The sequence below is a fragment of the Streptosporangium jomthongense genome (genome assembly GCF_042650425.1).
GTDB lineage: Bacteria > Actinomycetota > Actinomycetes > Streptosporangiales > Streptosporangiaceae > Streptosporangium.
Genome location: NZ_JBHSBC010000048.1, coordinates 166,783 through 192,766, shown reverse-complemented (window position 1 = coordinate 192,766; position 25,984 = coordinate 166,783). Strand labels below are relative to the sequence as shown.

The window sequence follows — 25,984 nt, the reverse complement described above, 5'->3', positions numbered from 1 at the left end:
GAACGTCAATGAAGCGCGAAGTCCCCTGAACTATCTCATATCAGGGCAAAATCTCAGCCGAGTGCGGCGAGCTGGTCAGCGAACCAGCGCTGCGGGGGAAGGGCGGTCGCCAGACGGGCCAGCCTGTCCCCCCGGACGGCGCGCTCGTGCTCGGGCATGACGAGGCCCTCGTGGATGGCCCGCGCCGTGGCCGAGACGTCGTAGGGGTTCACCAGCAGCGCGTCCGCGCCCAGCTCGGCCGCGGCCCCCGCCTCGCGCGACAGGACCAGAGCGCTGTTCGGGGACAGCACCGGCCCCTCCTTGGCCACCAGGTTCATCCCGTCGCGGATCGGGTTGACCAGCATCACGTCGGCCAGCCGGTAGGCGGCCAGCGACCGGGGATAGTCGTCCTGGACGTTGAGGATCAGCGGATCCCAGTCCTCGGTGGCGTACTCGTCCTCGATCTCCGAGGCGCAACGCTGCACCGCCGCGGTGTACTCACGGTATTCGGGCAGGTCGTGGCGGGAGGGGTAGGCGAAGGCCAGGTGCACGACCCTGCCGTGCCACTCGGGGTGCGCCGCGAGGAACTCCCGGTAGGCGATCAGGCCCCTGACGATGTTCTTCGACAGCTCGGTCCTGTCGATGCGCACGATCAGCCTGCGGTCGCCGACCAGCTCGCGCAGGGCGGCCATGTGGGACTCGACGTCGGGCTCGCGGGCGCGTTCCCACAGCGCCCGGCCGTCCACACCCAGGCCGTGCACGCCGATCCGGGTGGTCCGGCCCGCGTGGGTCACCGTACGGCCCGCGCGCTCGACCCGCGCGTCCAGGACGCTCTCGCAGCAGTCCATGAAGGCCCCGGCCCAGCGGTCGGTCAGGAAACCCGCCTGGTCGGCGCCCAGGATGCCCTCAAGCAACTCGGCGGCGACCTCGTCGGGCAGCAGACCGAAGTACTCGGGAGGGGCCCAGGGCGTGTGGGAGAAGTGGGAGACGCGCAGGTCGGGCCGTTCGCTCCTGAGCATCGCCGGGACCAGGGCCAGGTGGTAGTCCTGCACCATGACCTTGGCGCCGTGCGAGGCCTCCTCGGCCAGCGCCATCGCGAACGCCTCGTTGTAGGCCTGGTAGGACTCCCACTCCCTGCCGAACCTGGCGTCGAAGTGCGGCCTGTTCGGGGTGTCGTAGAGCAGGTGGTGGACGAACCACAGGGTCGAGTTGGCGACCGCGTTGTAGGCCCGCTGGAAGGTCGCCGGGGGGATGTCGAGCATCCGCAGCGCCCCGGTCTCGTATCCCGCCTGGTCGAGCCGCCCCCCGGGAGCGAGCCGTACGGCACCGCGGTCGCCGTCGGACAGGGCGGCGCAGACCCACAGGACGTCGAGCTCCTTGGACACCTCGGACAGGCCGGAGACCAGGCCGCCGCCACCCCTGCGCATGCTCAGCGCGCCGCCCTCCGACATGGTGAAGGAGACCGGGCCGCGGTTCGAGGCCACCAAAATCCCACTCATCTGACCTCCTCGCCCGGGAGGACGTGGCTTGTCCCGAAGGTTAACCAAACGATAACCGGCGACCATAGGATGTCGAGCGACCGTGACCGTTGATGGGAACCCGTGATGGCGCTGGACGAGACGACCGAGGAACTTGCCCGTGCGGCCGCCGGAGGCGACCACCGGGCACTGGGCGAACTGCTGAAGCGGATCGAGCCCGAGGTGCTACGGCACTGCGGGCGGATCCTCCCCTACCGGCAGGACGCCGAGGAGGCCTGTCAGGACACCCTGCTCGCCGTGGCCCGCAACATCGCCAGGTTCGAGGGGCGGGCGCGGTTCAGCACGTGGCTGCACATCGTGACCGCCAACTGCGCGCGCACCACCTACCGCTCGCTCAAACGGCGTTCCGCCGAGCAGAGCTCGGAGGAGTTGCCGCTGCACAACAAGCCCGACGTCGCCAGGGTGAGTGTGATCGCGGGCTCCCGCCTCGACCTGCTCGACGCGATGGAGGCCCTTGAGGCGGACAAGCCCGACCTGGCCCAGGCGCTGGTGCTGCGCGACATCTGCCAGCTCGACTACAACGAGGTCGCCGAGCAGCTCGGCATCCCCCTCGGCACCGCCAAGTCGCGCATCCACCAGGCCCGCAAGTACGTCCAGGGAGCGCTCGGCGACGCCTACGGCTTCTGAGGTTTGTCCGGTTAATGACACACTTCATCTCGTTTGGTGAGACAACTGGTCAGGAGGGGCACAAGGCGAGGTAGAGTGCTTGAGACCTGCATGTCAGGTCCACAACTGAACATTGCTCATCCAGAGGGGTGGAGGGACCGGCCCTGCGAAGCCCCGGCAACCCTCCCGGTTCAAGACTCGCGATCTGGCGAGGGGTCGACCGGGACAGGTGCCAATTCCGGTCTGTGACCAGGGTGGTCGCAGACGAAGATGAGGGAAAGGCCTCGCTTCATGGCGCTCGCGAACACCGCAACCACCACCGCTCTTGACTTCGGTCCCGCCGTCGCTCTCTCCTGTCGTGAGTGTGGTGCCCGCTACGACCTCGGTCCCAGCTTCGCCTGTATCGAGTGTTTCGGGCCCCTTGAGATCGCCTACGACTTCGGGAACGTCACCCGGGAACAGATCTCGCAGGGGCCGGCCAACATCTGGCGCTACCGCTCCCTCCTGCCCGTCCCGGCGGACGTCGCCTCCAAGCCCAACACCGAGCCCGGCTGGACCAGGCTCGTCAAGGCCGACAACCTGGCGCGTGAGCTGGGCCTGCGCTCGCTGCACGTGAAGGACGACTCGGGCAACCCCACGCACTCCTTCAAGGACCGCGTGGTCGCCATCGCCGTCGAGGCGGCCAGGAACTTCGGCTTCCACACCCTGTCCTGCTCCTCGACCGGCAACCTGGCGGGCGCGGTGACCTCCGCCGCCGCCAGGACCGGGCTCGACGCCTGCGTGTTCATCCCCGCCGACCTCGAACAGGGCAAGATCGTCATGGCCTCCGTGTACGGCGGCAAGCTGATCGGCATCGACGGCACCTACGACGACGTCAACCGCTTCTGCTCCGAGCTCATCGGTGACGAGCTCGGCGACAAGTGGGGCTTCGTCAACGTCAACCTCAGGCCCTACTACGCCGAGGGCTCCAAGACCCTGGCCTACGAGATCGCCGAGCAGCTCGGCTGGCGGATCCCCGACCAGATCGTCATCCCGGTCGCCTCCGGCTCCCAGCTCACGAAGATCGACAAGGCGTTCAAGGAGCTGATCGCCCTCGGTCTCGTCGAGGACACGCCGTACAAGATCTTCGGCGCCCAGGCCGAGGGGTGCTCCCCGGTCTCCGCGGCCTACAAGGCGGGCCACGACGTGATCCGCCCCGTCAAGCCCGACACGATCGCCAAGTCGCTGGCCATCGGCAACCCGGCTGACGGGCCCTACGTGCTCGACATCGCCAGGCGCACCGGCGGCGGGGTCGAGGACGTCACCGACCCCGAGATCGTGGACGCCATCCGCCTGCTCGCCAGGACGGAGGGCATCTTCGCCGAGACGGCGGGCGGTGTCACCGTCGGGGTGCTGCGCAAGCTGGTCGAGTCGGGTCGGCTCGACCCCGACGCGGAGACCGTGGTCCTCAACACAGGTGACGGCCTGAAGACCCTTGACGCGGTCGCTGACCAGGCACGTCCCACCGCTGTCATCCGGCCCTCACTCGACGCGTTCCGCGCTGTCGTCGCCTAGAGCTCTGAAAGGTACTGAATTATGAGTGTTTCTGTACGGATTCCGACGATTCTCCGTACGTACACCGGCGGCGCGGCCGAGGTGAACGGCGAGGGCGGGACCCTGCGTGAGGTTCTGCAGAAGCTCGACGCCGACTTCCCCGGGATCGGTGCCCGTATTCTCGATGAAACGGGCAAGATTCGCCGTTTTGTGAACGTCTATGTCGGTGATGAGGATGTCCGTTTCGCCGACAACCTCGACACGGTGACGCCGTCCGGCGTTCAGGTCTCCATCATTCCGGCGGTCGCCGGAGGCTGATCCCGGCGGAGGCCGCGCGGGGCCCTGGGCGGGCCCTGGGCGGCCTCCCGGGGCCCGATGTCGTCCACTGTCATGGAACGGCGCCCCTAGAACACCCTCACGACACCCGCACCGGCCTGGCCGCGTGCGGGTGTCGTCTTTTGTGATGCAAGCTCACATTTTTGTGCGAAGACATAATGTAATATTTAACTAACTAGTAGTGATAGCAAAACTATGTTGGCGTGTTGAATGCGTCCGTAAAGCGGTAGTTTGCTGGTTGACTCTGTTGCCCCACGGGCTCTCACAGGTATGGTCGAGGGCGATCGACGTAGGCGATGTCTCCGCCTCGGAGATTGAGGACCTCGCGAGAGGAATGGGCGACGTCCTCAAGCCCAGTAAGAGGAGTCGGAAGTGGCGCAAGGCACCGTCAAATGGTTCAACGCGGACAAGGGCTACGGCTTCATCGCGGTAGACGGTGGTAAGGATGTTTTCGTCCATTACTCCGCGATCATGATGGATGGCTACCGTGCGCTCGAACAGGGCCAGAGGGTCGAGTTCGAGATCACGCAGGGACAGAAGGGACCTCAGGCGGAATCGGTCCGGACGGTCTGATCTCGTCCTCCGTCAGCTCGTCGGGAACCCGCTGGCGCATCCCGCGGCAGCGCAGTTCGCGCGGATCGCCCTCGGCATGTCGGCCCGGCTCGTCGCTCCCATCGGCGGGCCGGGCCTTCGCCTAAGCTGACACTCAGGTCAAAGGTCCTTGGCTTGCACTCGTCGGGGGAGAGTGCTAAACAGTGGTTAGCACTCCTCATTGGAGAGTGCCAAACCTGGATCGAGACGATGGGGCCCGCCGAACGGAGTCGCGGGCCCGTATGCCGTCGCGGGCGTCGCCTCGGTCTGGTGCAAGCCACCCTGTGTTTGGGAGGTCTAGCCGTATGGCAGCCAAGATGATCTCGTTTGACGAGGACGCCAGGCGCGGTCTCGAGCGTGGCATGAACCAGCTCGCGGACGCTGTCAAGGTGACCCTCGGCCCCAAGGGCCGCAACGTCGTGCTGGAGAAGAAGTGGGGCGCCCCCACGATCACCAACGACGGTGTCTCCATCGCCAAGGAGATCGAGCTTGAGGACCCGTGGGAGAAGATCGGGGCCGAGCTCGTAAAGGAAGTCGCCAAGAAGACCGACGATGTCGCGGGTGACGGCACCACCACGGCCACCGTGCTTGCTCAGGCGCTGGTCCGCGAGGGCCTGCGCAACGTAGCCGCGGGCGCCAACCCCATGTCCCTGAAGAAGGGCATCGAGGCCGCCGTCGAGCGTGTCTCCGAGGAGCTCTCCAAGCTGGCCAAGGACGTGGAGACGAAGGCGCAGATCGCCTCCACGGCCTCCATCTCCGCGGGTGACCCGCAGATCGGCGAGATGATCGCCGAGGCGATGGACAAGGTCGGCAAGGAAGGCGTCATCACCGTCGAGGAGAGCAACACCTTCGGCCTTGAGCTTGAGCTCACCGAGGGCATGCGCTTCGACAAGGGTTACATCTCGCCCTACTTCGTGACCGACCCGGAGCGCATGGAGGCCGTCCTCGACGACCCCTACGTCCTCGTCGTCAACTCCAAGATCTCCGCGAACAAGGACCTGCTCCCGGTCCTCGACAAGGTCGTGCAGGCCGGCAAGCCGCTGCTGATCATCGCCGAGGACATCGAGGGCGAGGCGCTGGCGACCCTGGTCGTCAACAAGATCCGCGGCCTGTTCCGCTCGGTCGCCGTCAAGGCTCCGGGCTTCGGCGACCGCCGCAAGGCCATGCTGGGCGACATCGGCATCCTGACCGGTGCCCAGGTCATCAGCGAGGACCTCGGTCTGAAGCTGGAGTCCACCACGCTCGACCAGCTCGGCCGCGCTCGTCAGGTCATCGTCACCAAGGACGAGACGACGATCGTCGACGGTGCCGGTGACGCCGAGCAGATCGCGGGCCGGGTCAACCAGATCCGTGCCGAGATCGACAACACCGACTCCGACTACGACCGCGAGAAGCTGCAGGAGCGCCTGGCCAAGCTGGCCGGTGGCGTGGCGGTCATCAAGGCCGGTGCGGCGACCGAGGTCGAGCTCAAGGAGCGCAAGCACCGCATCGAGGACGCCGTGCGTAACGCCAAGGCGGCCGTCGAGGAGGGCATCGTGCCCGGCGGTGGCGTGGCGCTGCTGCAGGCCGGCGCCAAGGCGTTCGACAAGCTCGAACTGGCCGGGGACGAGGCCACCGGTGCTGCGATCGTGCGCAAGGCTCTTGAGGAGCCGCTGAAGCAGATCGCGGTCAACGCCGGTCTTGAGGGCGGCGTCGTGGTGGAGAAGGTGCGCAACCTGACCCCCGGCGAGGGCCTGAACGCCGCCACGGGCGAGTACGTCAACCTGTTCGAGTCGGGCATCATCGACCCGGCGAAGGTGACCCGTTCGGCGCTGCAGAACGCCGCCTCGATCGCGGCGCTGTTCCTGACGACCGAGGCCGTCATCGCCGAGAAGCCCGAGAAGGCCGGTGCCGCTCCCGCCGTTCCCGGCGGCGGCGACATGGACTTCTAGTCCGGAGCTTTCCCAAAAGAGGCGACCCCGAGGTGTCGGGGTCGCCCCTTTTTGTTTTCCACCCGATTTCTCACCGGCCCGTAAGGCGGGCCTTTCCGGTCGGCCAGGTGTTTTACCCGGGCCGGGCGTGCGTTTCACGGCCGCCGCGTTCGGAGACCGGACGTTTCCGGCCGCCAGGGCCTTCGGGAGGGGTGGCCTTTTCGGCCGGACGGACTTTCACGGCACGCCGGGGGAACCGGTCAGCGGAGCTGGGCGGGCAGGTCGCCGGTGTGCAGGACGGTCAGCGAGGTCACCGCCCTGGTCAGAACCACGTAGAGACGGGCGAGGCCGCGTGGTTCCGCGGCCACGATGTCGGCGGGCTCGACCACGATGACGTGGTCGTACTCCAGGCCCTTGGCCAGGCTCGCGGGGATCACCAGGAGCCGGTGCTCCTCGGTCGCGTCCTGGCTCAGCACCCGGTGCTCCACGGCCTCCAGGATGGCGGAGACCTCGGCCACCGCGGCGTCGGGGGCGATCACGCCGATCGAGCCCTCGCGGGAGAGCGTCGCGCCCACCACCTCCCTCAGGGACGCGGCCAGGTCCGCGGCGGGCCGTACGGTGAGGGAGCCGACGCCGGGTCGCAGCGAGCGGGGCGGGGCGAGGTCGGGGGCGACGGAGGGCAGCAGCCTGGCCGCGTAGTCGAGGACCTCACGGGGAACGCGGAAGCCGAGGGTCAGTTCGGTGACCACGCCCTCCTCGAACCCCAGGTGGGCCAGGACCTCCTTCCACGAGCGGGCCGACCAGGGGGTCGTGCCCTGCGCGAGGTCACCCAGGACCGTTGCCGACCCCGTACGGCACCGCCGTCCCAGCGCCCGCAACTGCATGGCCGACAGGTCCTGGGCCTCGTCGACGACCAGGTGACCCAGCGGGGCGGTCCGCTCGATCATGTCGCCGAGCTCGTCCATCAACGCCCCGTCGGCGGCCGACCACTTCGCGGAGCGGAAGGTCTTCGACGGCTTGGCCCACAGCAGCACGGCCTGTTCCTCGGCGGTCAGGTCGTCCCTGGCCGAGTCGGCGAGGAAGGCGGGGTCGCTGAACAGCCGGTGGAGGACCTGCTGCGGGGTCACCTTCGGCCACACCGTGTCCACCAGCTGCTTGACCGGCTTGGACCTGGCGACGGCGTCCTGCACCCGGTCGTCGGGGGACTCGCCGCGCTGTTCCATCCGGACGAGGACCGCGTGGGCCAGCCGCTGGGCCAGGGCCGCGCGGCCCGGGGCGTAGCGGGTGGTGCCGCGCAGGGAGGCGACGATCTCGCGGACCTCGTAGTCGGCAACCCGGTAGCGGTTGACCCCCTTGGTGAACAGCACGCCCTCGGTCGGCTTGACGATGTACGCCCACAACGCGCGGTTGAGCACGGGCACCATCCGGGCGTCGCCCTTGATCGCGCTGACCGCGGGGTCCTCGGGCGTCGCGTGGTCGCCCAGGATGTCTGCGACGGTGGTCTGGTCGACCTTGACCTCGCCGAGCGCAGGAAGCACCGAGGAGATGTAGGACAGGAAGGCCCGGTTGGGGCCGACGATCATCACACCGGACCTGGCCAGCCGTTCCCGGTGGGTGAAGAGCAGGTAGGCGGCCCGGTGCAGGCCGACCGCGGTCTTGCCGGTGCCCGGCGCCCCCTGGACGCACACGGTCGTGCCCAGTTCGGAGCGGACGATCTCGTCCTGGTCGGGCTGGATGGTCGCGACGATGTCGCGCATCGGCCCCGAGCGGGGCCGTTCGATCTCCTCGGTGAGGATCCTGCTGTGTCCGGCGCCGCCGCCGGGGGAGTCGCCCTGGTCCAGACGTTCGTCCTCGTAGGCGGTCAGCTCCCCGCCGTGGTAGCCGAACCTGCGGCGACGTCTGACGCCCATCGGCTCGGCCGGGCTGGCCTGGTAGAACGCACGGGAGATCGGCGCCCGCCAGTCGATGACCAGGGGGCGGCTGCGGTCGTCGTGGACGTGCCTGCGGCCGACGTGGACGGTCGCGGGCAGGTCGTCGTCCGTCGCGCGGTCCAGGCGGCCGAAGAACAGCGGGGTGCCCGCGTGGTCGGCCAGCGCCGCGACCCGCTGGTCGAGCAGCGCCTGGAGGATCTGCTGGGACACCCAGTCGCCCGCGGCGTCGGAGGACAGGGACTGGGCGTGCTCGCGCATGGCGCGCAGGGCGGTCCGGGAGAGGGCCAGGTGCTCGCGCTCGGCGGCGAGGATCTCGTCGGGGTCCGTGGGTTCCGCGGACCCTGAGGACCCCGAGGATTCTGTGAGGTCTGTGGGCTCTGTGAGGGGGTCCAGGGATATGTCGGGGGACAATGGATGTCCGGACACGGGAAAGCGCCTCCTGTTCGGTAAGCGGTGGTGGCCATCAGGCAGCGAATCCACCAGCCTAGCGACGCGCTTCGACGGCTCAAACCGATTAACGGCCGCATCCCTTGCGTGAGCGCGTTACCACCGTCCGTGTTTGTGCGTCCAAATCGCTAAAAAGGCGGGAAAATCCAGTGACGCGCGCAGATCATGGGGGTATGTCGCCAGTGGCCGTCGAGGCCTAGCGAGGGGGTGGTCGCTTTGGAGAAAGCCTGCGGAATCTCGTGGACCTGACACGAACGACGGCGTGTTCGCCATGGGAACGCTAGTCGTCAGCGAGCACGTCGTCAGCGTCGATGATCTGGTAGGCGTATCCCTGTTCAGCCAGGAAACGCTGCCGGTGCGCGGCGAAGTCCTGGTCCACCGTGTCACGGCTGACCACGGAGTAGAACCGTGCCCCGCCACCGTCGGCCTTCGGGCGCAGCACCCGGCCAAGCCGCTGGGCCTCCTCCTGCCGTGACCCGAAGGTTCCCGACACCTGTACGGCCACCGCCGCCTCGGGCAGGTCGATGGAGAAGTTCGCCACCTTGGAGACGACCAGCACCTGGATCTCCCGGTCGCGGAACGCCTGGAACAGCCGCTCCCGCTCCTTGACCTTGGTCTCCCCCTTGATCACCGGAGCGCCCAGGTGCTCGCCGAGCTCGTCGAGCTGGTCGATGTACTGACCGATGATCAGCACCTGCTCGTCGGGATGGCGCCGGACGAGCGCCTCGGTCACCCGGGTCTTCGACGGGGTGGTCGCGCAGAACCGGTAGCGCTCCTCGGCCTCGGCCATCGCGTAGGCGAGCCGTTCCTCGTCGCTCAGGGTGACCCGCACCTCGACGCAGTCGGCCGGGGCGATCCAGCCCTGGTTCTCCATCTCCTTCCACGGCGCGTCGTAGCGCTTGGGGCCGATCAGGGAGAACACGTCGCCCTCCCTGCCGTCCTCGCGCACGAGCGTCGCGGTCAGCCCGACCCGCCGCCTGGCCTGCAGATCCGCGGTCATCCGGAAGATCGGGGCGGGCAGCAGGTGAACCTCGTCGTAGACGATCAGACCCCAGTCACGGGCGTCGAACAGCTCCAGATGGCGGTAGACCCCCTGCCTGCGGGTCGTCATCACCTGGTAGGTGGCGATGGTGACCGGGCGGATCTCCTTCTTCGTCCCGGTGTACTCGCCGATCTCGTCCTCGGTCAGCGAGGTCCGCCTGATCAGCTCCTGCTTCCACTGGTGGGCCGAGACGGTGTTGGTCACCAGGATCAGCGTCGTCGCCTTCGCGTGGGCCATCGCCGCCGCGCCCACGATCGTCTTGCCCGCGCCGCAGGGGAGCACGACCACGCCGGAACCGCCGTGCCAGAACGCCTGCGCGGCCTCCCGCTGGTAGTCGCGCAGCAGCCAGCCGTCCTCCCGAAGCGTGATCGGGTGGTGCTCGCCGTCCACGTATCCGGCGAGGTCCTCGGCGGGCCAGCCCAGCTTGAGCAGATGCTGCTTGATGTTGCCGCGCTCACTCGGGTGGACCGCGACGGCGTCGGCGTCGATGCGCTCACCGAGCAGCGGCTGGATCTTCCTTGAGCGCAGGACCTCCTCAAGGACGGCCCTGTCGGTGCTGGTCAGGACGAGCCCGTGGACGGGGTGCTTGTCGAGCCTGAGCCTGCCGTACCTCGCCATGGTCTCGGCGATGTCCACCAGCAGGGCGTGCGGCACCGGGTAGCGGCTGTAGCCGATCAGCGCGTCGACGACCTGCTCGGCGTCGTGCCCGGCCGCCCGCGCGTTCCACAGCGCCAGCGGGGTCACCCGGTAGGTGTGCACGTGCTCGGGGGCGCGTTCGAGCTCGGCGAACGGCGCGATCGCCTTGCGGCACTCGTCGGCCCTGTCGTGGTCGACCTCAAGCAGCAGGGTCTTGTCCGACTGGACGATCAGCGGTCCGTCACTCACGGCTTCTCCCTCGTTGTACGGCGGGCGAGCCCATGGTCGCACTCCCCCGGGGAACTCGCCCACCGCCTCCCCGACCTCGTATGTCCAACGGCGCCGAGGCCCGGGACAATCCCGGAGGGTTCAGTCGAAGGCGCCGTTCACTCCGGCGAGGATGATGGCGCCGACCCCCAGAACGACCAGCCCGACGTTGATGCCGATGCTGATCCAGGTCCATTTGAGCAGTCCCTTCGCCCCCTGGGGGTCGCGCTCGACCTTGCCGAGCGCGACGCCGGCCAGGACGGCTCCGGTGATGCCGCCGATGCTGACGTAGCAGGTCAGGCCCATGAGGATGCCGACGACCAGCGCGATGATCGCGTGCGTCCTGACGCCGTCGACGTTCTGCGGGGGACCCGGGTAGGGGCCGGGGCCGTAGGCCGGGGGGTACTGCCCGTACGGCGACTCGCCGTAACCCTGGACGGGGCCGTAGCCGGGCTGGCCGTAGCCCTGCCCGTAGCCCTGGTCGTAGCCGGGCTGCTGGCCGTAGCCCTGGTCGTAGGAGGGCTGCTGCTGACCCGACCCCTGGCTCGGCTGGGTGTTCTGCAGGCCGTACGCGGGAGGCTGGCCGTAGGCGGGAGGCTGGTTGTACGTGGGGGCGTCGTAGCCGGGGGTCTGCCCGGGGCCGGTGCTGTAGGGGCTCTTCCAGTCGTCGGGGTTCGCGCTGGGGCCTTCGGGGGGACCACTGCTCACGGGAGCCTCTCACTTCCTTCTTTCGTGCGCCAACGATCCCACCGTAGGGGAAACCCGGAAATCCGGGCGTTCACTCGACGTCGGAGATCCCGGTGATCCCGGTGATGCGGTGCAGGGCGAAGCGGTGCACCGCCGCCCGGGTCTCGTCGTAGGCGGTGAGGTAACCCCCCTCCATCCGGGCGGGTTCGAGAATCCTGCTGGTCGCGTTGCCCTGGGAGTCGAGATAGCCGATCCAGACCTGGGACCCCTGCCGGATGGCCTCCCGCAGGGCGTTGATCGTCGCGGTCGCCGGGGAGCGCGGGACCTGCCCGGTCGGGGCGTCGACGGGCGCCCTGCGGGCCAGGTGCGCCGCGTCACCCGCCCTGACCGCCCGTACGGCCGCCGCGACGACCTCGGCCTCCGGGCCGGTGAACGTGACGACCTGACGCGGGAGGGGCTGCCCCTCGGTCCTGCGGACGTCGAGCTGCGCGATGATCACGTCACCGTCGAGCGACTCGGCGGCCGGGGCGTATCCCATCGCGCGCAGCGAGTCGACCAGCGTCCCCCGCGAGGTCTTGGAGGCGATCACGGTGGGGGCGAGCCTGCGCAGCCGCAGCGGGACGGCCCGCCGGTCGGCCATCACCTCGTCGAGCAGGGAGGAGTCGTCACACCTGATGTACGCGCTTGCCGTACCGACGCGCATGCGGCCGTGCCTGCGGGCCACGTCGGTGACCAGGTAACTCAGGGGCTGCGGCACGGGCGTCGTCGAGTGGCGCTCCAGCATGGACAGCATCTCGTCGGCGCCCTGCCCGGCGTCGAGAGCCCGCCTGATGGACTGCTCGCAGAACCGGTAGACCGTCGCGCCGCCGGTCGACTCGACGTCGGCGGCCAGCGCCAGCCAGCGCCTCAGGTCACCGGTGAGGGGACCGGGCGCCACGGCGGTCAGGTCGGCCTGCAGGAGCACGTGGTCGAGCGGCTCGGGCAGCAACGGCGCCAGGGCCAGGGCGACCGCCCCGGAACGGCCGCCGCAGGACAGCAGGGCGCGGCCGTGGCCCGCGAGCGCACCGAGACCGGTCACCCCGATCTGCTCCGCCTCACGCAGCGTGAACTCGACCAGCTGGTCGCGCCTGCCGCCGCGACGGCGCGGCTGCTCCCACGTCAGACGCCCGAGCACCGACTCAAGGCCGGGCGCGACCCCGGGGCCCGCTGCGGCGAGGAGGCCGAGCGTGGTCGCGCGCACCTCGGGGGCCGAGGAACGCCGCAGGTCGGGGTGGAGGGCGTTGAGCAGCCGGTCACGCTCGTCACGCTCGCCGATCACCCCGGGAACCCGGTCCGTGGACAGCCAGCCGGACGCCAGCGCCACCCAGCGGTCCTCGGTGCTCTTGATCCGCCAGGCGTCGTAGAGCGGGGTCGGCAGCCAGTCACCGTCGACCGAGCCGCTCGCGGCGATCAGCCCGACCGTGTGGGCCACCTCGATGACCAGCCCCGTCGCCCACTCGGGCAGGTCGAGCAGGCCGGAGGTCCGCTTCAGGTCGCGTACGGCCAGCCCTCCGCCGCGCAGCACGCCGGGCGGGTCGGCGCTCCAGCGCTCGCACAGCTCCTCGACCGCCCGCACGAAGGTGAAGGCCTGCCCCGCCGCGGTGCGGTCGACCAGCGCCTGGTCACGGCCTGCGCCGTCGAGCGGGGGCGGGACGGGTGAGAGGTCACGGTGTATCCGGCCGCCGCGCAGGAACAGGCCCACCTCGCGGGGCAGGGTGACGCTCTCGTCGCCGGTGGCGGCCAGCAGCGCGCGGGAGAGAAGCTCCTCGATCGGGGAGTGGGCGTTCGCGGCGCGCACCTGCCTGCGGGCGTTGGGCACCCGGCCGCTCGGCGGCCCCCAGGCCAGCTCGTTGAGCGCGGACCTGGCCTGCGGCGAGACGCCCTCGACGAGCCGCGCGACGACCTCACGGTCACCGAGCAGCTCGGCCAGGGCCTGCCTGGTGTCGCCGCTCTCACCACCGGCGTCCCGGATCAGCTCGGCCAGCCGCTCGGCGGGATGGTGCCTGAACGCCTCGACCGCGGGCGGGCCGAGCCCGGCGGGTGTCTCCAGGATCTCCCGCACCCCGGGGGCGGGCAGCAGGGCGTTCTGCGGGCCGTACACCAGGGCGAGGGTCCGCAGCCGCTCGACCGTCTCCTTCAGGGCGGCCCGCAGCGCCGTGGCGGTGACCCCCTCGGGCAGCGCGCGGGCCATCTGCTCGCGCAGCGCCCGCTGGTCGGCCGGGGAGGGCAGCACGACGAGCGTCTCGACGACCGAGAGCGTGAACCGGTCGAGCCGGTCGAGCACGCGCCCGACGGCGGAGGGACTGCTCGCCCGCCCCGCCAGGCCCTCGACGTGGGCGGGGACCGGCGTGATGAGTTCGGGGCGCACCGTGACCAGCGCCCGCAGCTGCTCGTCGCTCCGGTCGCGCAGCCACTCGGTGAACTCCGTGCTCATTCCGTCAATGGTAGGAGCCCTGACCGACAAAGCTAGGTTTGGGAAAGTTCGGGTTCACGTGGACATCCTTGGGCCACGGGCAGCAGGCCGAGTGCGAGGGACACCCAGGAGGTGACGAAACGCTCGCGTTCCGTCCGGCCGGGGGGTTCGCCGACTGTCTCCTCGAAGAGGAGACAGTGGACGAGGGAGCCGCCGAGCACCGCGCCGACGGAGGACCGGTCGAGGTCGGCTCCGGCGTACTCGGGCTGGGCGCACAGCCAGGAGCCGATCGCGTCGAACATCGGCTGCAGCAGCCTCGCCCGCACGACCTCGACCAGCTCGGGGAAGCGCCCGAGGTCGCGGAAGAAGACGCGGACCAGCTCGTCCTCCTCACGGATCACGGCCAGCCCCGCCTCGCACAGGCCCGTCAGCCGTTCCGTGACGGGGGCCGCGGGGTCGGCGGCGCCCATCGCGGCGACCCTGGCCTCGACCCGCACGACACGTTCGTTCACCGAGGCGGCCAGCACCTCGTACTTGGACCTGAAGTGCCGGTAGAGCCCGCCCGCGCCGGGGGACAGCCCCGCGGCTGACTCGATCTCGGCCACCGAGGTCGCCGCGTAGCCTCGCTCAGCGAACAGGCGCAGGGCCTCTTCGAGGATGCGCTCACGCGTCGATCTGGTCATCTCTGTGCAGACACCTCCACCGCGACCCTATCCAGCGAAAATACGAAGTGTGGGTTCTGCCGGGCGGGGATTTGGCATCCTGCCGGGAGCGCCGCACGGAGGACTCCATAGGGTCTTTCCGCGAGGGTCTTCGGCAGGAGAAGGCCTTTTCGTGAGAGCTCTCACGAGGGTTTCGTGGCTCCGTGGGGCTCTGTGGGAGCTCTGTGAGGCTTCGCGGGGGTTTTCGCGGGCGGGAGAGGAAAGGGCGTGGGCGGGGCGATGGACGCGGTCGGGTTCGACCTGGACATGACACTGGCCGACACGCGCGCGGGCATCGCCGCGGTCTACGACGAACTGGCGTCGCGCGTCGGGGTGCCCATCGACAGCGCCGTCGTGGTCTCCAGGCTCGGGCCGCCCCTGGAGTGGGAGCTGGCCAACTGGCTGCCCGCCGAACGCATCCCCGAGGCCGTCGCGCTCTACCGGGCGCTCTACCCCTCGATCGCCGTCCCGGTGACCACCCCGATGCCCGGAGCCGCCCAGGCCGTCGAGGCCGTACGGCGCGCGGGCGGCAGGGTCATCGTGGTGACGGGCAAGAACCTCCCGGACGCCCAGCGGACGGTCAGAGCCCTGGGACTCGACGTCGACGAGGTCGCCGGATCGGTCTTCGGCCCCGCGAAGGGGCCCGCGCTGGTGGCCTTCGGCGCCGCCGCGTACGTGGGGGACCACGTGGCCGACATCGAGGCGGCGAAGGCGGGCGGGGCGTTCAGCGTCGGGGTCGCGACCGGGCACCATCCGGTGGAGGAACTACGAGGCCATGGGGCGGATGTGGTGCTCGCCGATCTGACCGAGTTCGCCGAGTGGTACGGCGGTTGGCGCAGCCCAACCGTATTCGTGTAATTCAGGGCTGAATACACGGTCGCTCCCAGCCCGCGCTGGGCATAACCTACATCCATTCCTTTTCACGACAGTCTGAACGAGGTCACCCCTGTGCCGAGTGGCAAGGTCAAGTGGTACGACGCCGACAAGGGTTTCGGCTTCCTCACCCGCGACGACGGCGGTGAGGTGTTCGTGCATTCTTCCGCGCTCCCCGGTGGCGTGGAATCCCTCAAGCCGGGACAGAAGGTCGAGTTCGGCGTGGCCGAGGGGCGCCGTGGACAACAGGCGCTCTCGGTGCGTGTGATCGACCAGCCCCCGACTCTCGCCAAGACCGCCAAGCCCAAGGGCAAGCGCAAGAAGCCCGACGAGATGGTGGTCATCGTGGAAGACCTGATCAAGCTGCTGGACTCGGTGTCGATGTCCTACCAGAAGGGCAAGCACCCCGAGGCCGTGCACGCGAAGAAGATCGCCGCGGTGCTGCGCGCCGTGGCCGACGACCTGGAGGACTGACCGCCTCCCGCAGGCCCGTTCCGCCCGCCTCTCCCCGCGTGAGAACCGCCTCTCCCGCGTGTGGAGGGGCGGGCGGCGGTCCATCCGGCGGGGGTCAGCCGTGCGGGTTGGTCAGCGGCTTGGTACGCCTGTCCGGCGGAGGGGCGTCACGCCGGACGACGGTGGTCGTCGTGTGACCCGAGCCGTTCCCCACAGGGGAGGCCGGCCGCTCCTCCGGTCGCCGTTCGGTGTGTTCCTCGGGGTCTTTCCCGGGGTCCTGTTCGGGGCGGGGCCGGGCCGCCCTGGCCGCCTCGACCCTGGCGTCCCGGGCGTCCACCCTCCTGCGGCGCCGTACGAGGAGCCAGCCCAGTGAGCCGGCGAGCACGACGGCCATCACGGTCAGCCCGGCCGAGCCTTCGGTGAACAGCGAAAGCAGCAGTCCGACCAGGCCGCCGCCCACCCAGGAGACCTGGAGGAACGCCTCGACCACTCCGAAGGTGGACGAACGCACCTCCTCGCCGATCTCCCGCTGCACGATCGCGTCGAGCGCCAGCTTGCCGAGCCCCTGGGCGAACGCGGCGACCAGCGCCACGGCGACCGCGGCCCACAGGGTGAAGAAGACGGCCGCCACGACCGTGGTCACCAGTGAGAGCGCCAGCGTGAGCAGCACGATCACCTGCGGGGAGCGTCCGCGCGTCCACGAGGCGACGGCCGTACCCGTCAGGCCTCCGACGCCCGCCGCCACGGCCAGCAGGCCGATCGTGACCGGAGGGGCGAGCCCCGGCAGGTTCCTGTCCTGCACCAGGAAGAGCAGATAGAACAGCAGGAACCCCGAGTAGAGACGGACGGCCACGTTGGCCGCCATCGCCTCGGTCACCACCGGCCCGACGTTCAGCAGCGTGCGCCAGCGTGCGGGCCGCTCCTGACCCTCCTCGTCGGGGTCCCCGTCGAGCACGTCGAGGTCGGGGGAGTCGACGTGCCGCGGCAGCCGTACGGCCAGCACGCCCAGCAGCAGGAAGAGGACCAGGGCGGCGCGCAGGGTCCACTCGGCGCCGAGCCAGGCGCTGACACCCGCGCCGACCGGCACTGCCACACCCGCCGTGACCAGGGCGAACAGGGCGACCCTCGCGTTGGCCGTGACCAGCGCGATGTCGGCGGGCAGCACGTTCGGCATGATCGCCGCCCGGGAGACGCTGTAGGCCTTGGACAACACCAGCACCGCCAGCGCCGCCGGGAAGATCGTGAACACGTCACCGGGGACGATCGCGGCGGCCATCGCGAAACAGAGCAGGCCCCGGCCGAACAGGGTGCCCGCCATCACGAAGCGCCTGCCCGAACGGAACCGGTCGAGGACCGGCCCGACGAACGGCGCGACCACCACGAAGGGGATCATCGTGATCAGCAGGTAGAGGGCGACCTGCCCCCTGGCCTCGTTGACCGGCAGTTTGAACAGCGTCCCGGCCAGGGCGGCGGTGACCAGCGCGTCACCGGCGCTCTCCAGCGCGGTCAGCTCGATCAGCTGGCCGAGCCCGGTACGGCCCGCGCCCTGGGCGTGGGTCAGCCGCCGGGAGGCCGCGCCGACCCGGCGGGTCCCGCTCGCCGCCCCCCGCCCGGCGCGGACGGTCATCCGGCCCGCCCCCCGGCCCGCGCGCGCCGTCGCCCGGCCGGCGCCCACCGCGGAGCGTCCGATCCGGCGGGAGACGTCGCCTGCCGTCCTGCGTGCTTGTTCCCAGCCACCTGCCACGCATCCAGTCTTACCCATAGGGCGGATGGGATGTATGTGGCGGTCCGTCCTATCTAAGCCTTGAATGGTCAGTGAACAACGGGACAGGTTGCCGGTCGAGGGGAGAGCGCGTTACGGTCCGTTGGCGGCGACCCGGCGCGACCCCGCCCGGGGCCGGTGAAGGTGCTGTTCGCTCCGGGCATGGGTGAGAATGAACTGTGAGTCAGCGTAGCGAGCTAGGCAGTGGGGACAGCGGCCGTCAGGTCGCGAGGCCTGCGGAGGAGGACTCGTGACCCGTCCGAGAACCCGTGCCGTCGTCGTCGACGAGGCCTGCGCCGCCGCCGTCGACCTGGCCCGCTCCGCGATCGAGGAGAACGTCAGACCGGAGGAGATCGGCGACCACCTCGGCGTCGAACCCGAGGGCGACCGCGTCGTCACCCACTACTTCACCTGCCTCGACCGTGCCTACCGGGGGTGGCGCTGGGCCGTCACCGTCGTCAGGGCCTCCAGGGCGCGCAAGGTGACGGTCAGTGAGGTCGTGCTGCTGCCCGGCACCGGAGCGCTGCTGCCGCCGGAGTGGGTGCCGTGGAGCGAACGGCTGCTCCCCGGCGACCTCGGCGTCGGCGACCTGCTGCCGACCTCCGCGGACGACGTACGCCTCGCGCCCGGCTTCACCCAGACCGAGGACGACGTCGACCGACAGATGATCTTCGAGTACGGCCTCGGCAGGGCCAGGGTGCTCTCCCCGACGGGCAGGGACCGCGCCGTGCGCCGCTGGCACTCGGGTGAGTCGGGGCCGCACACCCCGCTCGCGCACGCCGCGCCCGCCCAGTGCTCGACCTGCGGCTTCTACTGGCCGCTCGCCGGTGCGCTGGGCATCGGTTTCGGGGCGTGCACCAACGAGTACGCCCCCGACGACGGCCGTGTCGTCGCCGCCGACCACGGCTGCGGCGCGCACTCCGAGGCCGCCGTGCTTCCGCACCAGGTCGAGCCGACGTCGCCGATCCTCGACGACCTCGCCTACGACATCGCAGAGGAGTCCTCGGAGACGGACCTCGCCGGCTCCGTGGACGACACCGCCGCCGAGCCGCTGGGTCACTCCTGATCCGACGTCATCACAGGCACGCCGGAAGACCCCGGCGTGCCCCGATGCGACGTGACCTGTGGGGCCCCCGACCTTTGGACTCATCGCTGTGACTGACATCTTCGGCACCGACCGAATGCGCTCCGCCGTACTCGCGGCCTGGACCGCCTCGCCCGCGAGGTTCCGCGAGGACGCCAACGCGGAGGAGGACTTCGCGCTCGGCGGTTATCGGGACCGGCTGATCGTCGAGCTCGCCCAGAACGCCGCCGACGCGGCGCTGCGCGCCGGGGTGCCCGGACGGCTGCGCCTCTCGCTGCGCGAGGGGGTGCTCTCGGCCGCCAACACCGGCGCCCCGGTCGACGCCGCCGGGATCGAGAGCCTGTCCACGCTGCGCGTCTCCAACAAGCGCGACGACTCCGGCGCCGCCGGGCGGTTCGGCGTCGGTTTCGCGGCCGTGGTCTCCGTCTGCGACGAACCGGTGATCGGCTCACTCGGCTCCGGCGTCGTGCGCTGGTCCCGTGACCAGACCGCCGTGCTCGTGGCCGCCGAGGTCGCCCTCTCCAAGGAGTTCGCCGAGCGTGGCGGGCACGTGCCGCTGCTGCGCCTGCCCTTCCCCGCGGGGCCGGTCGAGGTGCCCAGCGGCTTCGACACCCTCGTACGGCTGCCGCTGCGTGACAAGGCCGCCGTCGACGCCGTGCGCCGCATGCTCCAGGAGACCAGCGCCGCGCTGCTGCTCGGCCTGCCCGCCCTTGAGTCCATCGAGATCGACCTTGAGGGCGAGACGCGGACGATCCTGCCCGACGGCTGGAAGGTGGTCTCCACCTCGGGACGGTTCTCCCCCGAGGAGGCCGCCGAACTGTTCGCCGACCGGCCGACCGAGGAGCGGGCCAGGCCGTACTGGCTGGTCCGCTGGGCGGTTCCTGTCGTCGGCACGGCGACGGGGCAGGAGGAGCCCAGGCCGCTGCCCGCCCGGGTGCCGCCCGTCGTGCACGCGCCGACGCCCAGCGACGAGCCGCTCGACCTGCCCGCGCTGCTGATCGCCTCGTTCCCGATGGCCACCGACCGGCGGCACGTGGCCATGGGGCCGCTGACGGACTTCCTGGTCGAGCGCGCCGCCGACGCCTACGTCGAACTGCTGTCCGGCCTCGCCCGTACCTCCAAGCTGCTCGACCTCGTCCCCGGCCTGATGGGCAAGGGCGAGCTGGACGCCCACATCCGCAGGGCCATCCTGCGCAGGCTGCCCGACGCCGCGCTGCTGCCCGCCCTCTCTCCGCCCGCCGACGCGGAGAACCGGCAGGACACGGGTGAGGAGTGGGTCGTGACCGGGCGGCAGGCGTCCGTGGTCTCCGCCCCCGGCGAGCTGCTGCGCAAGGTCGCCCCCATGGTCCCCGGCCTGCTGCCCGCGGGATGGCCGTCCAGGCACCCGGCGATCACCTCGCTCGGGGTACGGCGGGTCGAGCTGGCCGACGTGGTGGACATGCTGTCCGGCGACGTCGTCGCCGACCGGGAGCCGTCCTGGTGGCGGTCGCTGTACGAGGTCCTGCCCGCCGACGACCCCGAGGCGCTCGGCGCGCTGCCGGTGCCGCTGGCCGACGGCCGCCTGGTCAGGGGGCCGCGCGGCACGCTGCTGCTGACCGAGGGCTCCTCCCTCGACCCGGCCGTGCTCGCCCCCCTCGGGCTGCGCGTCGTCCACCCGGACGCCGCCCACCCGCTGCTGCTGCGGCTCGGCGCCGCCGAGGCCACGCCGAGGACGGTCCTTGAGGACCCGCTGACCCGTACGGCCGTCGCCGAGTCCCTGGACAGCGCGGACGCCGAGCCGGTCGCCCAGGCGGTGCTCGCCCTGGTCGACGCGGCCGGGCTGGTCGCCGGTGAGGCCCCCTGGCTGTCCAACCTGGCGCTGCGCGGCACCGACGGCGAGCTGTACCCCGCCGGTGAGCTGCTGCTGGCCGACGGCTCGCTGGCCGGGCTGCTCGACCAGGAGACCCACTTCGGCACGGCCGCCCCCGAACTCGTCGACCGGTACGGCCCGCGGGTCCTGGCCGCGGCCGGGGTGCTCGACGGCTTCGCCGTGGTCAACGACACCGACGTGATGATCGACCCCGACGACTGCGACCACGACCTGGACCGCGAGGACGAGTGGCTCGAAGCCGTGCTCGACCTGCTGCCCGAGGTGGACGTGCCGCCGGTCGCCAGGGAGTTCTCCGCGGTCCGCGACCTGGAGTACGTCGCCGACTGGCCCTCCGCGCTGGCCCTGCTCTCCCGCCCGCCGCTGCGCGCCGTACTGAACCCGCTGCGGCTGCTGGTCGCCGGCGAGGTCGTCGAGGTGCCTTCCTACACGGCGTGGTGGCTGTCCACCCACCCGGTCCTCGGCGGGCGCCGTCCCACCCAGCTGCGGCTGCCCAACGCCGACCCGCTGCTGTTCGGCCTGTACGGCGACGCCCCGGCGGTCGTGGACGAGGCGGCGCTGTCCATGATCGGCGTCCGGACGACCCTGACCGACCTGCTGGCCTCGCACGGCGGCCCCGACGAGCTGCTCGAACTGCTCGGCGACCCCTCCGTCGAGGTGGACCGGGCCCAGCTTCGTGCCCTGTGGGTGGCTCTGGCGGGGGTTGACCCGGTTCGCGTCGCCCCGCCTCGGGCGGTGCGGGCCGTGCTTGACGGGGAGATCGTCGTCGCCGATGTCGAGGACGGTCACCTGCTGTCGTCCGGGTCAGAATCGGACTCCGAATCGGATCCGGCGGCGGGGGAGCCGGTGGTCGTCGAGGCGCCCGACCTGCTGCCCCTGGTGGCCGACCGGCCGTTGGTGCTGGCGCCGTTCGACCTGGCCGAGGCGCTGTCCGAGCTGCTCGACCTGCCGCTGGCCGGGGAGGAGGCCGCCGGGGAGGTGACCTCGGAGGGCGCGGTCCGCGAGGTGCCCGCCGCCGTGCGGTCGCTGCTGCCCACGGCGCCGACGACCTACGTGGAGCACGAGAAGCTGCTCGTGGACGGGGTCGCCGCCACCTGGCGCTTCCACGAGGGCACCGTGCACGCCTCGGGGGTCGAGGGCCTGGCACGCGGGCTGGCGTGGGCGTCCGGCCAGTGGGGTGACCGGCTCGCCGTGGCGGCCCTGCTCCGCGACCCGGCCGCCGTCCCGCTGCTGCTGGCCGAGGCCGACCTCGATAGCTGGACCGCCTCGACCTGACCCCTTTTCAGGCCGGTCGTCCGGGCCGCTCAGGGTCGTCCAGGAGTGTTCAGGGGCGTTCAGGGTTTCAGGGGAGGGGGGCGGGTTCGTCCTCCTCCCGGGACGCCTTGGAGGCCCGCCGGTCGCGGCGCCGTACGAACCACAGGCCGAAGAAGCCGCCGCAGATGCCGGACACGCAGGTCCACATCCACCACTGTTGCTCGGGGGCGGGCCGTACGACCAGGAGCACGACCAGGGCGACCGCCCACAGGACGGTCCCCACGAGGATCGTGGCCGTGTCGTTGGTCCGCAGCGGTCGCAGGTCCTGCGGGCGAGGCTGGTTCACGGCTCCAGCGTAGGCGACGAGCCCTTCCCCCAGGCAAAGCCGTACGGGGTCATCCTCGACCGAGGTCCCGCAGGGCGCCGGTGGGAAGCGCGATCCACCCCTCGGAACGCGCTGTGGGAGCCTGCTCCTGAGTGGGGGCCGTCACGCGGCCCAGAGCCGCGGCGCGGGCGGTGATCGCGGCGACGACGGCGTCCGTGGCGTCGTCGGAACGTCGGCACAACTGTTCGTGCGTCCCCAGATCCAGCCAGGAGGCCGTCTCCTGGAGCTGGTCGACCAGCAGTCCGAGCGTGCCGAGGTTCGCCGCCCGCTTGTAGCCGTTGGACGTCAGTCCCCAGCACCTGAGCGACGCCGCCGGGTAGACCTCGACGACCACACCGTTCCCGGCGCGGTCGACCGGCCGTCCCCTCCGGGCCAGTTCGGCGAGCAGGGCCGCGCAGCGCATGGCGGTGTGCCCGATACGGTCGGCCGAGACGCTCAACGGCCTCTGGCCGGTCGACTCGACGACCACCCGGTCGGTGACCCGGTAGGTGAGGTCCCCGCGCCAGGTACGGCCCGCCACCTCGGCGGGCACCTCGACGTGTCCGTTCCTGTGGGCCGTGACGAAGTCGACGAACCTGTCCGGCCAGCCGAACGGGCAGTCCACCCCGGCCTTGTCCGCGCCCATGAGAGCCTCGACGATCAGATCGTCGTCCGCGCCGACCACGACCTCACGGACCCGGGCTCCGCCATCGGACCAGTCGAGCCACGCGACCGCCGTACGGACGGCTTCAGCGGCGAGGTCCACCCCAACTGTGATCACTTCCTCACGATAAGGCGCCACCGGCGTGAGGTTCGGCGCACGGCTACCCCGTGGGGCGCAGCCGTATCCGGCCACCGTGGGGCACGTGCGGGAACATGCGGTGAATTCTCATGTCGTACGGCTGTCCGCTCCATGAGACCATGCGAATCTGCCATACAAGAGTCGAAAGGCCTGCAAGCTTGGCGCTCTGCCGTCCACCTGACCATCGGCCGGCGTAGTTTCCCCCCAGGAGTTCAAGGCATGACCCGCTACACCTCTGTCACCGGTGGCGCCGTGGCCTGGAAGGCGTCGCTGTCCGCCGCCTTCGGGGCCCTTCTCGGCCGTCCGCTCGCCGGGTACGACCGCGGTGCCGAGTACGCCGCCTACTACCACGGGCACTTCTTCCACGAGACACGCATCGACAGGGACCCGATCTGGCTGAACCCGGCGATCCTGACCGGAGGCGAGCCGATCGAGGTCGGAGACCTCTACCTGTACGACATGGGGGAGCCACCCCTGCGTTTCGACGCGGGCCGTTCGCTCTTCCAGTTCTCCAGTCACGGCCTGACCGACGCCTTCGCCGCGGACCTGGCACGGGCCTGCCTCGCCCCCGACGTCGTACGGGGCGCCGACCTGGCACCGGTGCTGTGGCGTCACGACCTCGACCTCGCCGACCCGATCCTGGCGGAGAACTGGCACGTCTGCTACGCCAGGATCGCCTCGGACGGCTCGCTCCTGGACGCGATGCGGGTCGCGACCGGCATCGGCGACGGCCCCGGCAGTCTGATCCCCTTCGAGGGCAACGCCGACGAGACGTGGACCCCGGCCCTCGACGCCGTGGCCGACCCCCGGTTGCGCGCCCACCTCAGCCTGGGCTGTTGCGACGTGGCCGAGGCCGAGGGCCTGACCTACCTGGGCGCCGACGCCCCCCTCGGTCCTCTCCTTGAGGAGGGCGGCTGCTCGGTGGTCGCGGGCTGGAAGGACGGCCACGGCCAGGTGGACGTCACGGTCCTCCAACTCGGCGCCGCCGTCGCCGGTCTGTCATGACCACCAATCGATGAGGCAGACGCTGACGCTGTCCGAGTCTTCCGACTTGTACTCCGACCAGTCCGCGCCGCCCGCGTAACGAGCCCACTCGGCCTTGCTGATCTCCGCGCTGTAACGGTCGCAGGACGCCTGCTTCGGGTCGGCGACGATCTCATCGAGGCCGGTGAGGTTCCAGAAGTAGACCCCGCTGGAACCGGCCATCAGGGCGAGGTGGCCGTCGGTGCCGAGGGCCACCGATTCGACCTCCGGCATGTGCCCGTTCAGCGTGGCCAGCCGGGCCGGTTTGGCCGGGTCGGAGAGGTCCCAGAGGGTGCCGGAACCGCTCGGCCCGGCGACCAGGACGCGCTTCCCGTCGGAAGTCAGGGACATGTCGTATGTGCCGTACAGCTTGTCGAAGGACAGGTCGAGCGTGGTGTGGCGCACCGGGCGCGCTCGGTCGTTGAGATTCCAGATCTCGATCTGCCCCGCCCTTTGTACGAGGACGACGTGCCCGTCCGCGCTCATCGCCGTCCTCGTCCCGTTCTGCGAGAACTTCATGGACAGGTCCAGATCCGCCGCCTTGACCGGGTGCTCGGCGGCGGAGGCGTCCCAGACCGCCACCTTGTTGTGATCGTCCACGGCGACGACGGTCCGGCCGTCCGCGCTGAGCGCGAAGTCGCGGATGGGGACGGTGTCCGATCCTGTTGCTGACAGGCGTTTCGGATGGGACCGGTCGGCCAGGTCCCACACGGTCATGACGCCGTCGTGATCGACGATCACCGCCGTACGGCCGTCGCGCGACAACGCCGCCTTTTTCACCCCGTTGGTGGACTGGGCGGTCCGGTCGGCCTCCATCGTCGCCAGCCGGACCGGTTTGGCCAGGTCGGTGAGATCCCACACGGTCGTGGTGTTGCCGTCGTCACCGGTGAGCGCGGTCCTCCCGTCGAAGGACAGCGCGGTCGTGTTCACGGATGCTCCTTCGCGCCCCTTCAATGGGGGAACCTGGTCAGGCTTTCTGATGGCCTTCGGGTCGGTCCAGGACTTGAGGTCCCAGACGTTCGCCTCGCCTCCGTCGTTGCTCAGGGCGACCCGCCCGTCGCCGCTCACCGTCACCTCGTGAGATGGCTCCTGAATGAGAGGCGAGAGAGCTCTGCCGTATGTGTCGACCAGCGTGTCGACCAGCCCCGCCCGGGTCTGCTCGTCGGAGTGGATCCCGACCGCGGCCGTGCCGAGCTTCCTGGCCGCGTCGAAGTCGGTGTCGCGTAACTCCGCGGCGTGCAGCGCGAGCCCGTGCGCCAGCGTGACGCGCTCCTGGCTTGAGACCCTTTCGTACGTGCGTTGCCATACGAGCCCGCCAACGACCAGGAGGACGACGAGGAGCCAGGCGAACGCGATTGCGAAAGTCCTCCAACGAGCATTCACCTGTTGAGCCCCAACCGGACCGCTCATCTCGACTCCACATCATTCGGCGTGCGGCTTTCGTGAAAGCCTTCATGAAAAGGATCATGCTCTGATGTGGACCTTAGACTCTGGGGTCTGGTGAATTCCACCTTTCCTGTGGCAGGAGGGTTTTCTGCGGCTGTTCGCATTCCCGTGTCGCGCACGTGACCGAACACACCCTTCGGGATTTCCGATCTGTCACTGCGCGTGAGGCGCTGGAGGGCCCTTCGCCGGTGCGGTTTCTCTCCCGCGAAAAGGACCCGGGGTCGGCCGGGATATCGTGATGAGTTCTGTCTCCGGTGGCCACCGTCGGGAATATCGGCGGTCGGCCACGGATGCGGTCCCCGGCTCCAACACTTCCTTTTGATAACACTCCGTGTTCGATGATGTACATGTGGTGATGGTGTGAAGGGGCTGGGGATCGTGAGACGGCCTGGCAGGCTCT

20 protein-coding genes and 1 riboswitch are annotated in these 25,984 nt (G+C 70.3%); of the genes, 10 read left to right on the top strand and 10 right to left on the bottom strand.

What is annotated here, in order from left to right:
• Nucleotides 1–53: 53 nt before the first annotated feature.
• Nucleotides 54–1,478: an alpha,alpha-trehalose-phosphate synthase (UDP-forming) gene (locus ACFOYY_RS36710; RefSeq protein ID WP_362779206.1), complete on the bottom strand. Its 1,425-nt coding sequence runs from the start codon at nucleotides 1,476–1,478 to the stop codon at nucleotides 54–56.
• 105 nt (nucleotides 1,479–1,583) lie between these two features.
• Here ACFOYY_RS36710 and ACFOYY_RS36705 point away from each other — a divergent pair, with 105 nt between their 5' ends.
• From ACFOYY_RS36705 to groL, 5 genes are all read left to right on the top strand, one after another.
• On the top strand, nucleotides 1,584–2,144 hold the full coding sequence (locus tag ACFOYY_RS36705) for an RNA polymerase sigma factor (RefSeq protein ID WP_352014320.1): 561 nt from the start codon (nucleotides 1,584–1,586) through the stop codon (nucleotides 2,142–2,144).
• A 113-nt stretch (nucleotides 2,145–2,257) separates the two neighbouring features.
• Nucleotides 2,258–2,400: riboswitch (SAM riboswitch) on the top strand.
• A gap of 14 nt (nucleotides 2,401–2,414) precedes the next feature.
• Nucleotides 2,415–3,677: a threonine synthase gene (thrC, locus tag ACFOYY_RS36700; RefSeq protein ID WP_352014319.1), complete on the top strand. Its 1,263-nt coding sequence runs from the start codon at nucleotides 2,415–2,417 to the stop codon at nucleotides 3,675–3,677.
• Nucleotides 3,678–3,698: 21 nt separating this feature from the next.
• Nucleotides 3,699–3,974 (top strand): MoaD/ThiS family protein, encoded by a 276-nt coding sequence (locus ACFOYY_RS36695; RefSeq protein ID WP_362917555.1) that lies wholly within the window; start codon nucleotides 3,699–3,701, stop codon nucleotides 3,972–3,974.
• Nucleotides 3,975–4,364: 390 nt separating this feature from the next.
• On the top strand, nucleotides 4,365–4,565 hold the full coding sequence (locus ACFOYY_RS36690; protein ID WP_113704857.1) for a cold-shock protein: 201 nt from the start codon (nucleotides 4,365–4,367) through the stop codon (nucleotides 4,563–4,565).
• 323 nt (nucleotides 4,566–4,888) lie between these two features.
• Nucleotides 4,889–6,514 (top strand): chaperonin GroEL, encoded by a 1,626-nt coding sequence (groL, locus tag ACFOYY_RS36685; RefSeq protein WP_352014317.1) that lies wholly within the window; start codon nucleotides 4,889–4,891, stop codon nucleotides 6,512–6,514.
• Between the two features lie 239 nt (nucleotides 6,515–6,753).
• Here groL and ACFOYY_RS36680 read toward each other — a convergent pair whose 3' ends face one another.
• The 5 genes from ACFOYY_RS36680 to ACFOYY_RS36660 all read right to left on the bottom strand — a co-directional run bounded on the left by ACFOYY_RS36680 (nucleotide 6,754) and on the right by ACFOYY_RS36660 (nucleotide 14,638).
• Complete coding sequence (locus ACFOYY_RS36680; protein WP_386195882.1) at nucleotides 6,754–8,736, bottom strand: HelD family protein; 1,983 nt, start codon at nucleotides 8,734–8,736, stop codon at nucleotides 6,754–6,756.
• Nucleotides 8,737–9,151: 415 nt separating this feature from the next.
• Entirely contained in the window at nucleotides 9,152–10,798 is a 1,647-nt protein-coding gene (locus tag ACFOYY_RS36675; protein WP_352014316.1) for a DNA repair helicase XPB, read from the bottom strand.
• A gap of 120 nt (nucleotides 10,799–10,918) precedes the next feature.
• Nucleotides 10,919–11,524: a DUF4190 domain-containing protein gene (locus ACFOYY_RS36670; protein ID WP_362779211.1), complete on the bottom strand. Its 606-nt coding sequence runs from the start codon at nucleotides 11,522–11,524 to the stop codon at nucleotides 10,919–10,921.
• A gap of 70 nt (nucleotides 11,525–11,594) precedes the next feature.
• Entirely contained in the window at nucleotides 11,595–13,976 is a 2,382-nt protein-coding gene (locus tag ACFOYY_RS36665) for a helicase C-terminal domain-containing protein (protein ID WP_362779214.1), read from the bottom strand.
• Between the two features lie 32 nt (nucleotides 13,977–14,008).
• Complete coding sequence (locus tag ACFOYY_RS36660; RefSeq protein ID WP_386195854.1) at nucleotides 14,009–14,638, bottom strand: TetR/AcrR family transcriptional regulator; 630 nt, start codon at nucleotides 14,636–14,638, stop codon at nucleotides 14,009–14,011.
• Nucleotides 14,639–14,884: 246 nt separating this feature from the next.
• Here ACFOYY_RS36660 and ACFOYY_RS36655 point away from each other — a divergent pair, with 246 nt between their 5' ends.
• Both ACFOYY_RS36655 and ACFOYY_RS36650 read left to right on the top strand, forming a co-directional pair.
• Nucleotides 14,885–15,514 (top strand): HAD family hydrolase, encoded by a 630-nt coding sequence (locus ACFOYY_RS36655; RefSeq protein WP_352014312.1) that lies wholly within the window; start codon nucleotides 14,885–14,887, stop codon nucleotides 15,512–15,514.
• Between the two features lie 90 nt (nucleotides 15,515–15,604).
• On the top strand, nucleotides 15,605–16,003 hold the full coding sequence (locus tag ACFOYY_RS36650) for a cold-shock protein (protein WP_362917559.1): 399 nt from the start codon (nucleotides 15,605–15,607) through the stop codon (nucleotides 16,001–16,003).
• A 94-nt stretch (nucleotides 16,004–16,097) separates the two neighbouring features.
• On the opposite strand, the gene ACFOYY_RS36645 is transcribed toward ACFOYY_RS36650, so the two are convergent.
• Nucleotides 16,098–17,726: an MFS transporter gene (locus tag ACFOYY_RS36645; RefSeq protein ID WP_386195852.1), complete on the bottom strand. Its 1,629-nt coding sequence runs from the start codon at nucleotides 17,724–17,726 to the stop codon at nucleotides 16,098–16,100.
• Between the two features lie 268 nt (nucleotides 17,727–17,994).
• Between ACFOYY_RS36645 and ACFOYY_RS36640 the strand changes: the two genes are divergently transcribed.
• Both ACFOYY_RS36640 and ACFOYY_RS36635 read left to right on the top strand, forming a co-directional pair.
• Entirely contained in the window at nucleotides 17,995–18,810 is an 816-nt protein-coding gene (locus tag ACFOYY_RS36640; protein WP_352014309.1) for a DUF3027 domain-containing protein, read from the top strand.
• Between the two features lie 88 nt (nucleotides 18,811–18,898).
• Entirely contained in the window at nucleotides 18,899–21,970 is a 3,072-nt protein-coding gene (locus tag ACFOYY_RS36635; RefSeq protein WP_386195850.1) for a sacsin N-terminal ATP-binding-like domain-containing protein, read from the top strand.
• 67 nt (nucleotides 21,971–22,037) lie between these two features.
• On the opposite strand, the gene ACFOYY_RS36630 is transcribed toward ACFOYY_RS36635, so the two are convergent.
• Nucleotides 22,038–22,295 carry a DUF2530 domain-containing protein gene (locus ACFOYY_RS36630; protein ID WP_352014307.1) on the bottom strand — a complete coding sequence of 86 codons (258 nt, stop codon included), beginning with the start codon at nucleotides 22,293–22,295 and terminating at the stop codon, nucleotides 22,038–22,040.
• 49 nt (nucleotides 22,296–22,344) lie between these two features.
• Entirely contained in the window at nucleotides 22,345–23,094 is a 750-nt protein-coding gene (locus ACFOYY_RS36625) for a DUF429 domain-containing protein (protein ID WP_352014306.1), read from the bottom strand.
• 240 nt (nucleotides 23,095–23,334) lie between these two features.
• Here ACFOYY_RS36625 and ACFOYY_RS36620 point away from each other — a divergent pair, with 240 nt between their 5' ends.
• Nucleotides 23,335–24,120, top strand: coding sequence for a hypothetical protein (locus ACFOYY_RS36620; protein WP_352014305.1), 786 nt, complete (start codon nucleotides 23,335–23,337; stop codon nucleotides 24,118–24,120).
• Here ACFOYY_RS36620 and ACFOYY_RS36615 read toward each other — a convergent pair.
• A complete protein-coding gene (locus tag ACFOYY_RS36615) occupies nucleotides 24,115–25,521 on the bottom strand; it encodes a WD40 repeat domain-containing protein (RefSeq protein WP_386195848.1) in 1,407 nt (468 codons plus the stop codon). The genes ACFOYY_RS36620 and ACFOYY_RS36615 overlap by 6 nt on opposite strands.
• Between the last annotated feature and the right edge of the window lie 463 nt (nucleotides 25,522–25,984).

What these genes read in the sequence shown, in the direction of transcription:
- ACFOYY_RS36710 (WP_362779206.1), bottom strand. Translation starts at nt 1,478, where the DNA reads ATGAGTGGGATTTTGGTGGCCTCGAACCGCGGCCCGGTCTCCTTCACC.
- ACFOYY_RS36665 (WP_362779214.1), bottom strand. Translation starts at nt 13,976, where the DNA reads ATGAGCACGGAGTTCACCGAGTGGCTGCGCGACCGGAGCGACGAGCAG.
- ACFOYY_RS36695 (WP_362917555.1), top strand. Translation starts at nt 3,699, where the DNA reads ATGAGTGTTTCTGTACGGATTCCGACGATTCTCCGTACGTACACCGGC.
- groL (WP_352014317.1), top strand. Translation starts at nt 4,889, where the DNA reads ATGGCAGCCAAGATGATCTCGTTTGACGAGGACGCCAGGCGCGGTCTC.
- ACFOYY_RS36660 (WP_386195854.1), bottom strand. Translation starts at nt 14,638, where the DNA reads ATGACCAGATCGACGCGTGAGCGCATCCTCGAAGAGGCCCTGCGCCTG.
- ACFOYY_RS36620 (WP_352014305.1), top strand. Translation starts at nt 23,335, where the DNA reads ATGACCCGCTACACCTCTGTCACCGGTGGCGCCGTGGCCTGGAAGGCG.
- ACFOYY_RS36705 (WP_352014320.1), top strand. Translation starts at nt 1,584, where the DNA reads ATGGCGCTGGACGAGACGACCGAGGAACTTGCCCGTGCGGCCGCCGGA.
- thrC (WP_352014319.1), top strand. Translation starts at nt 2,415, where the DNA reads ATGGCGCTCGCGAACACCGCAACCACCACCGCTCTTGACTTCGGTCCC.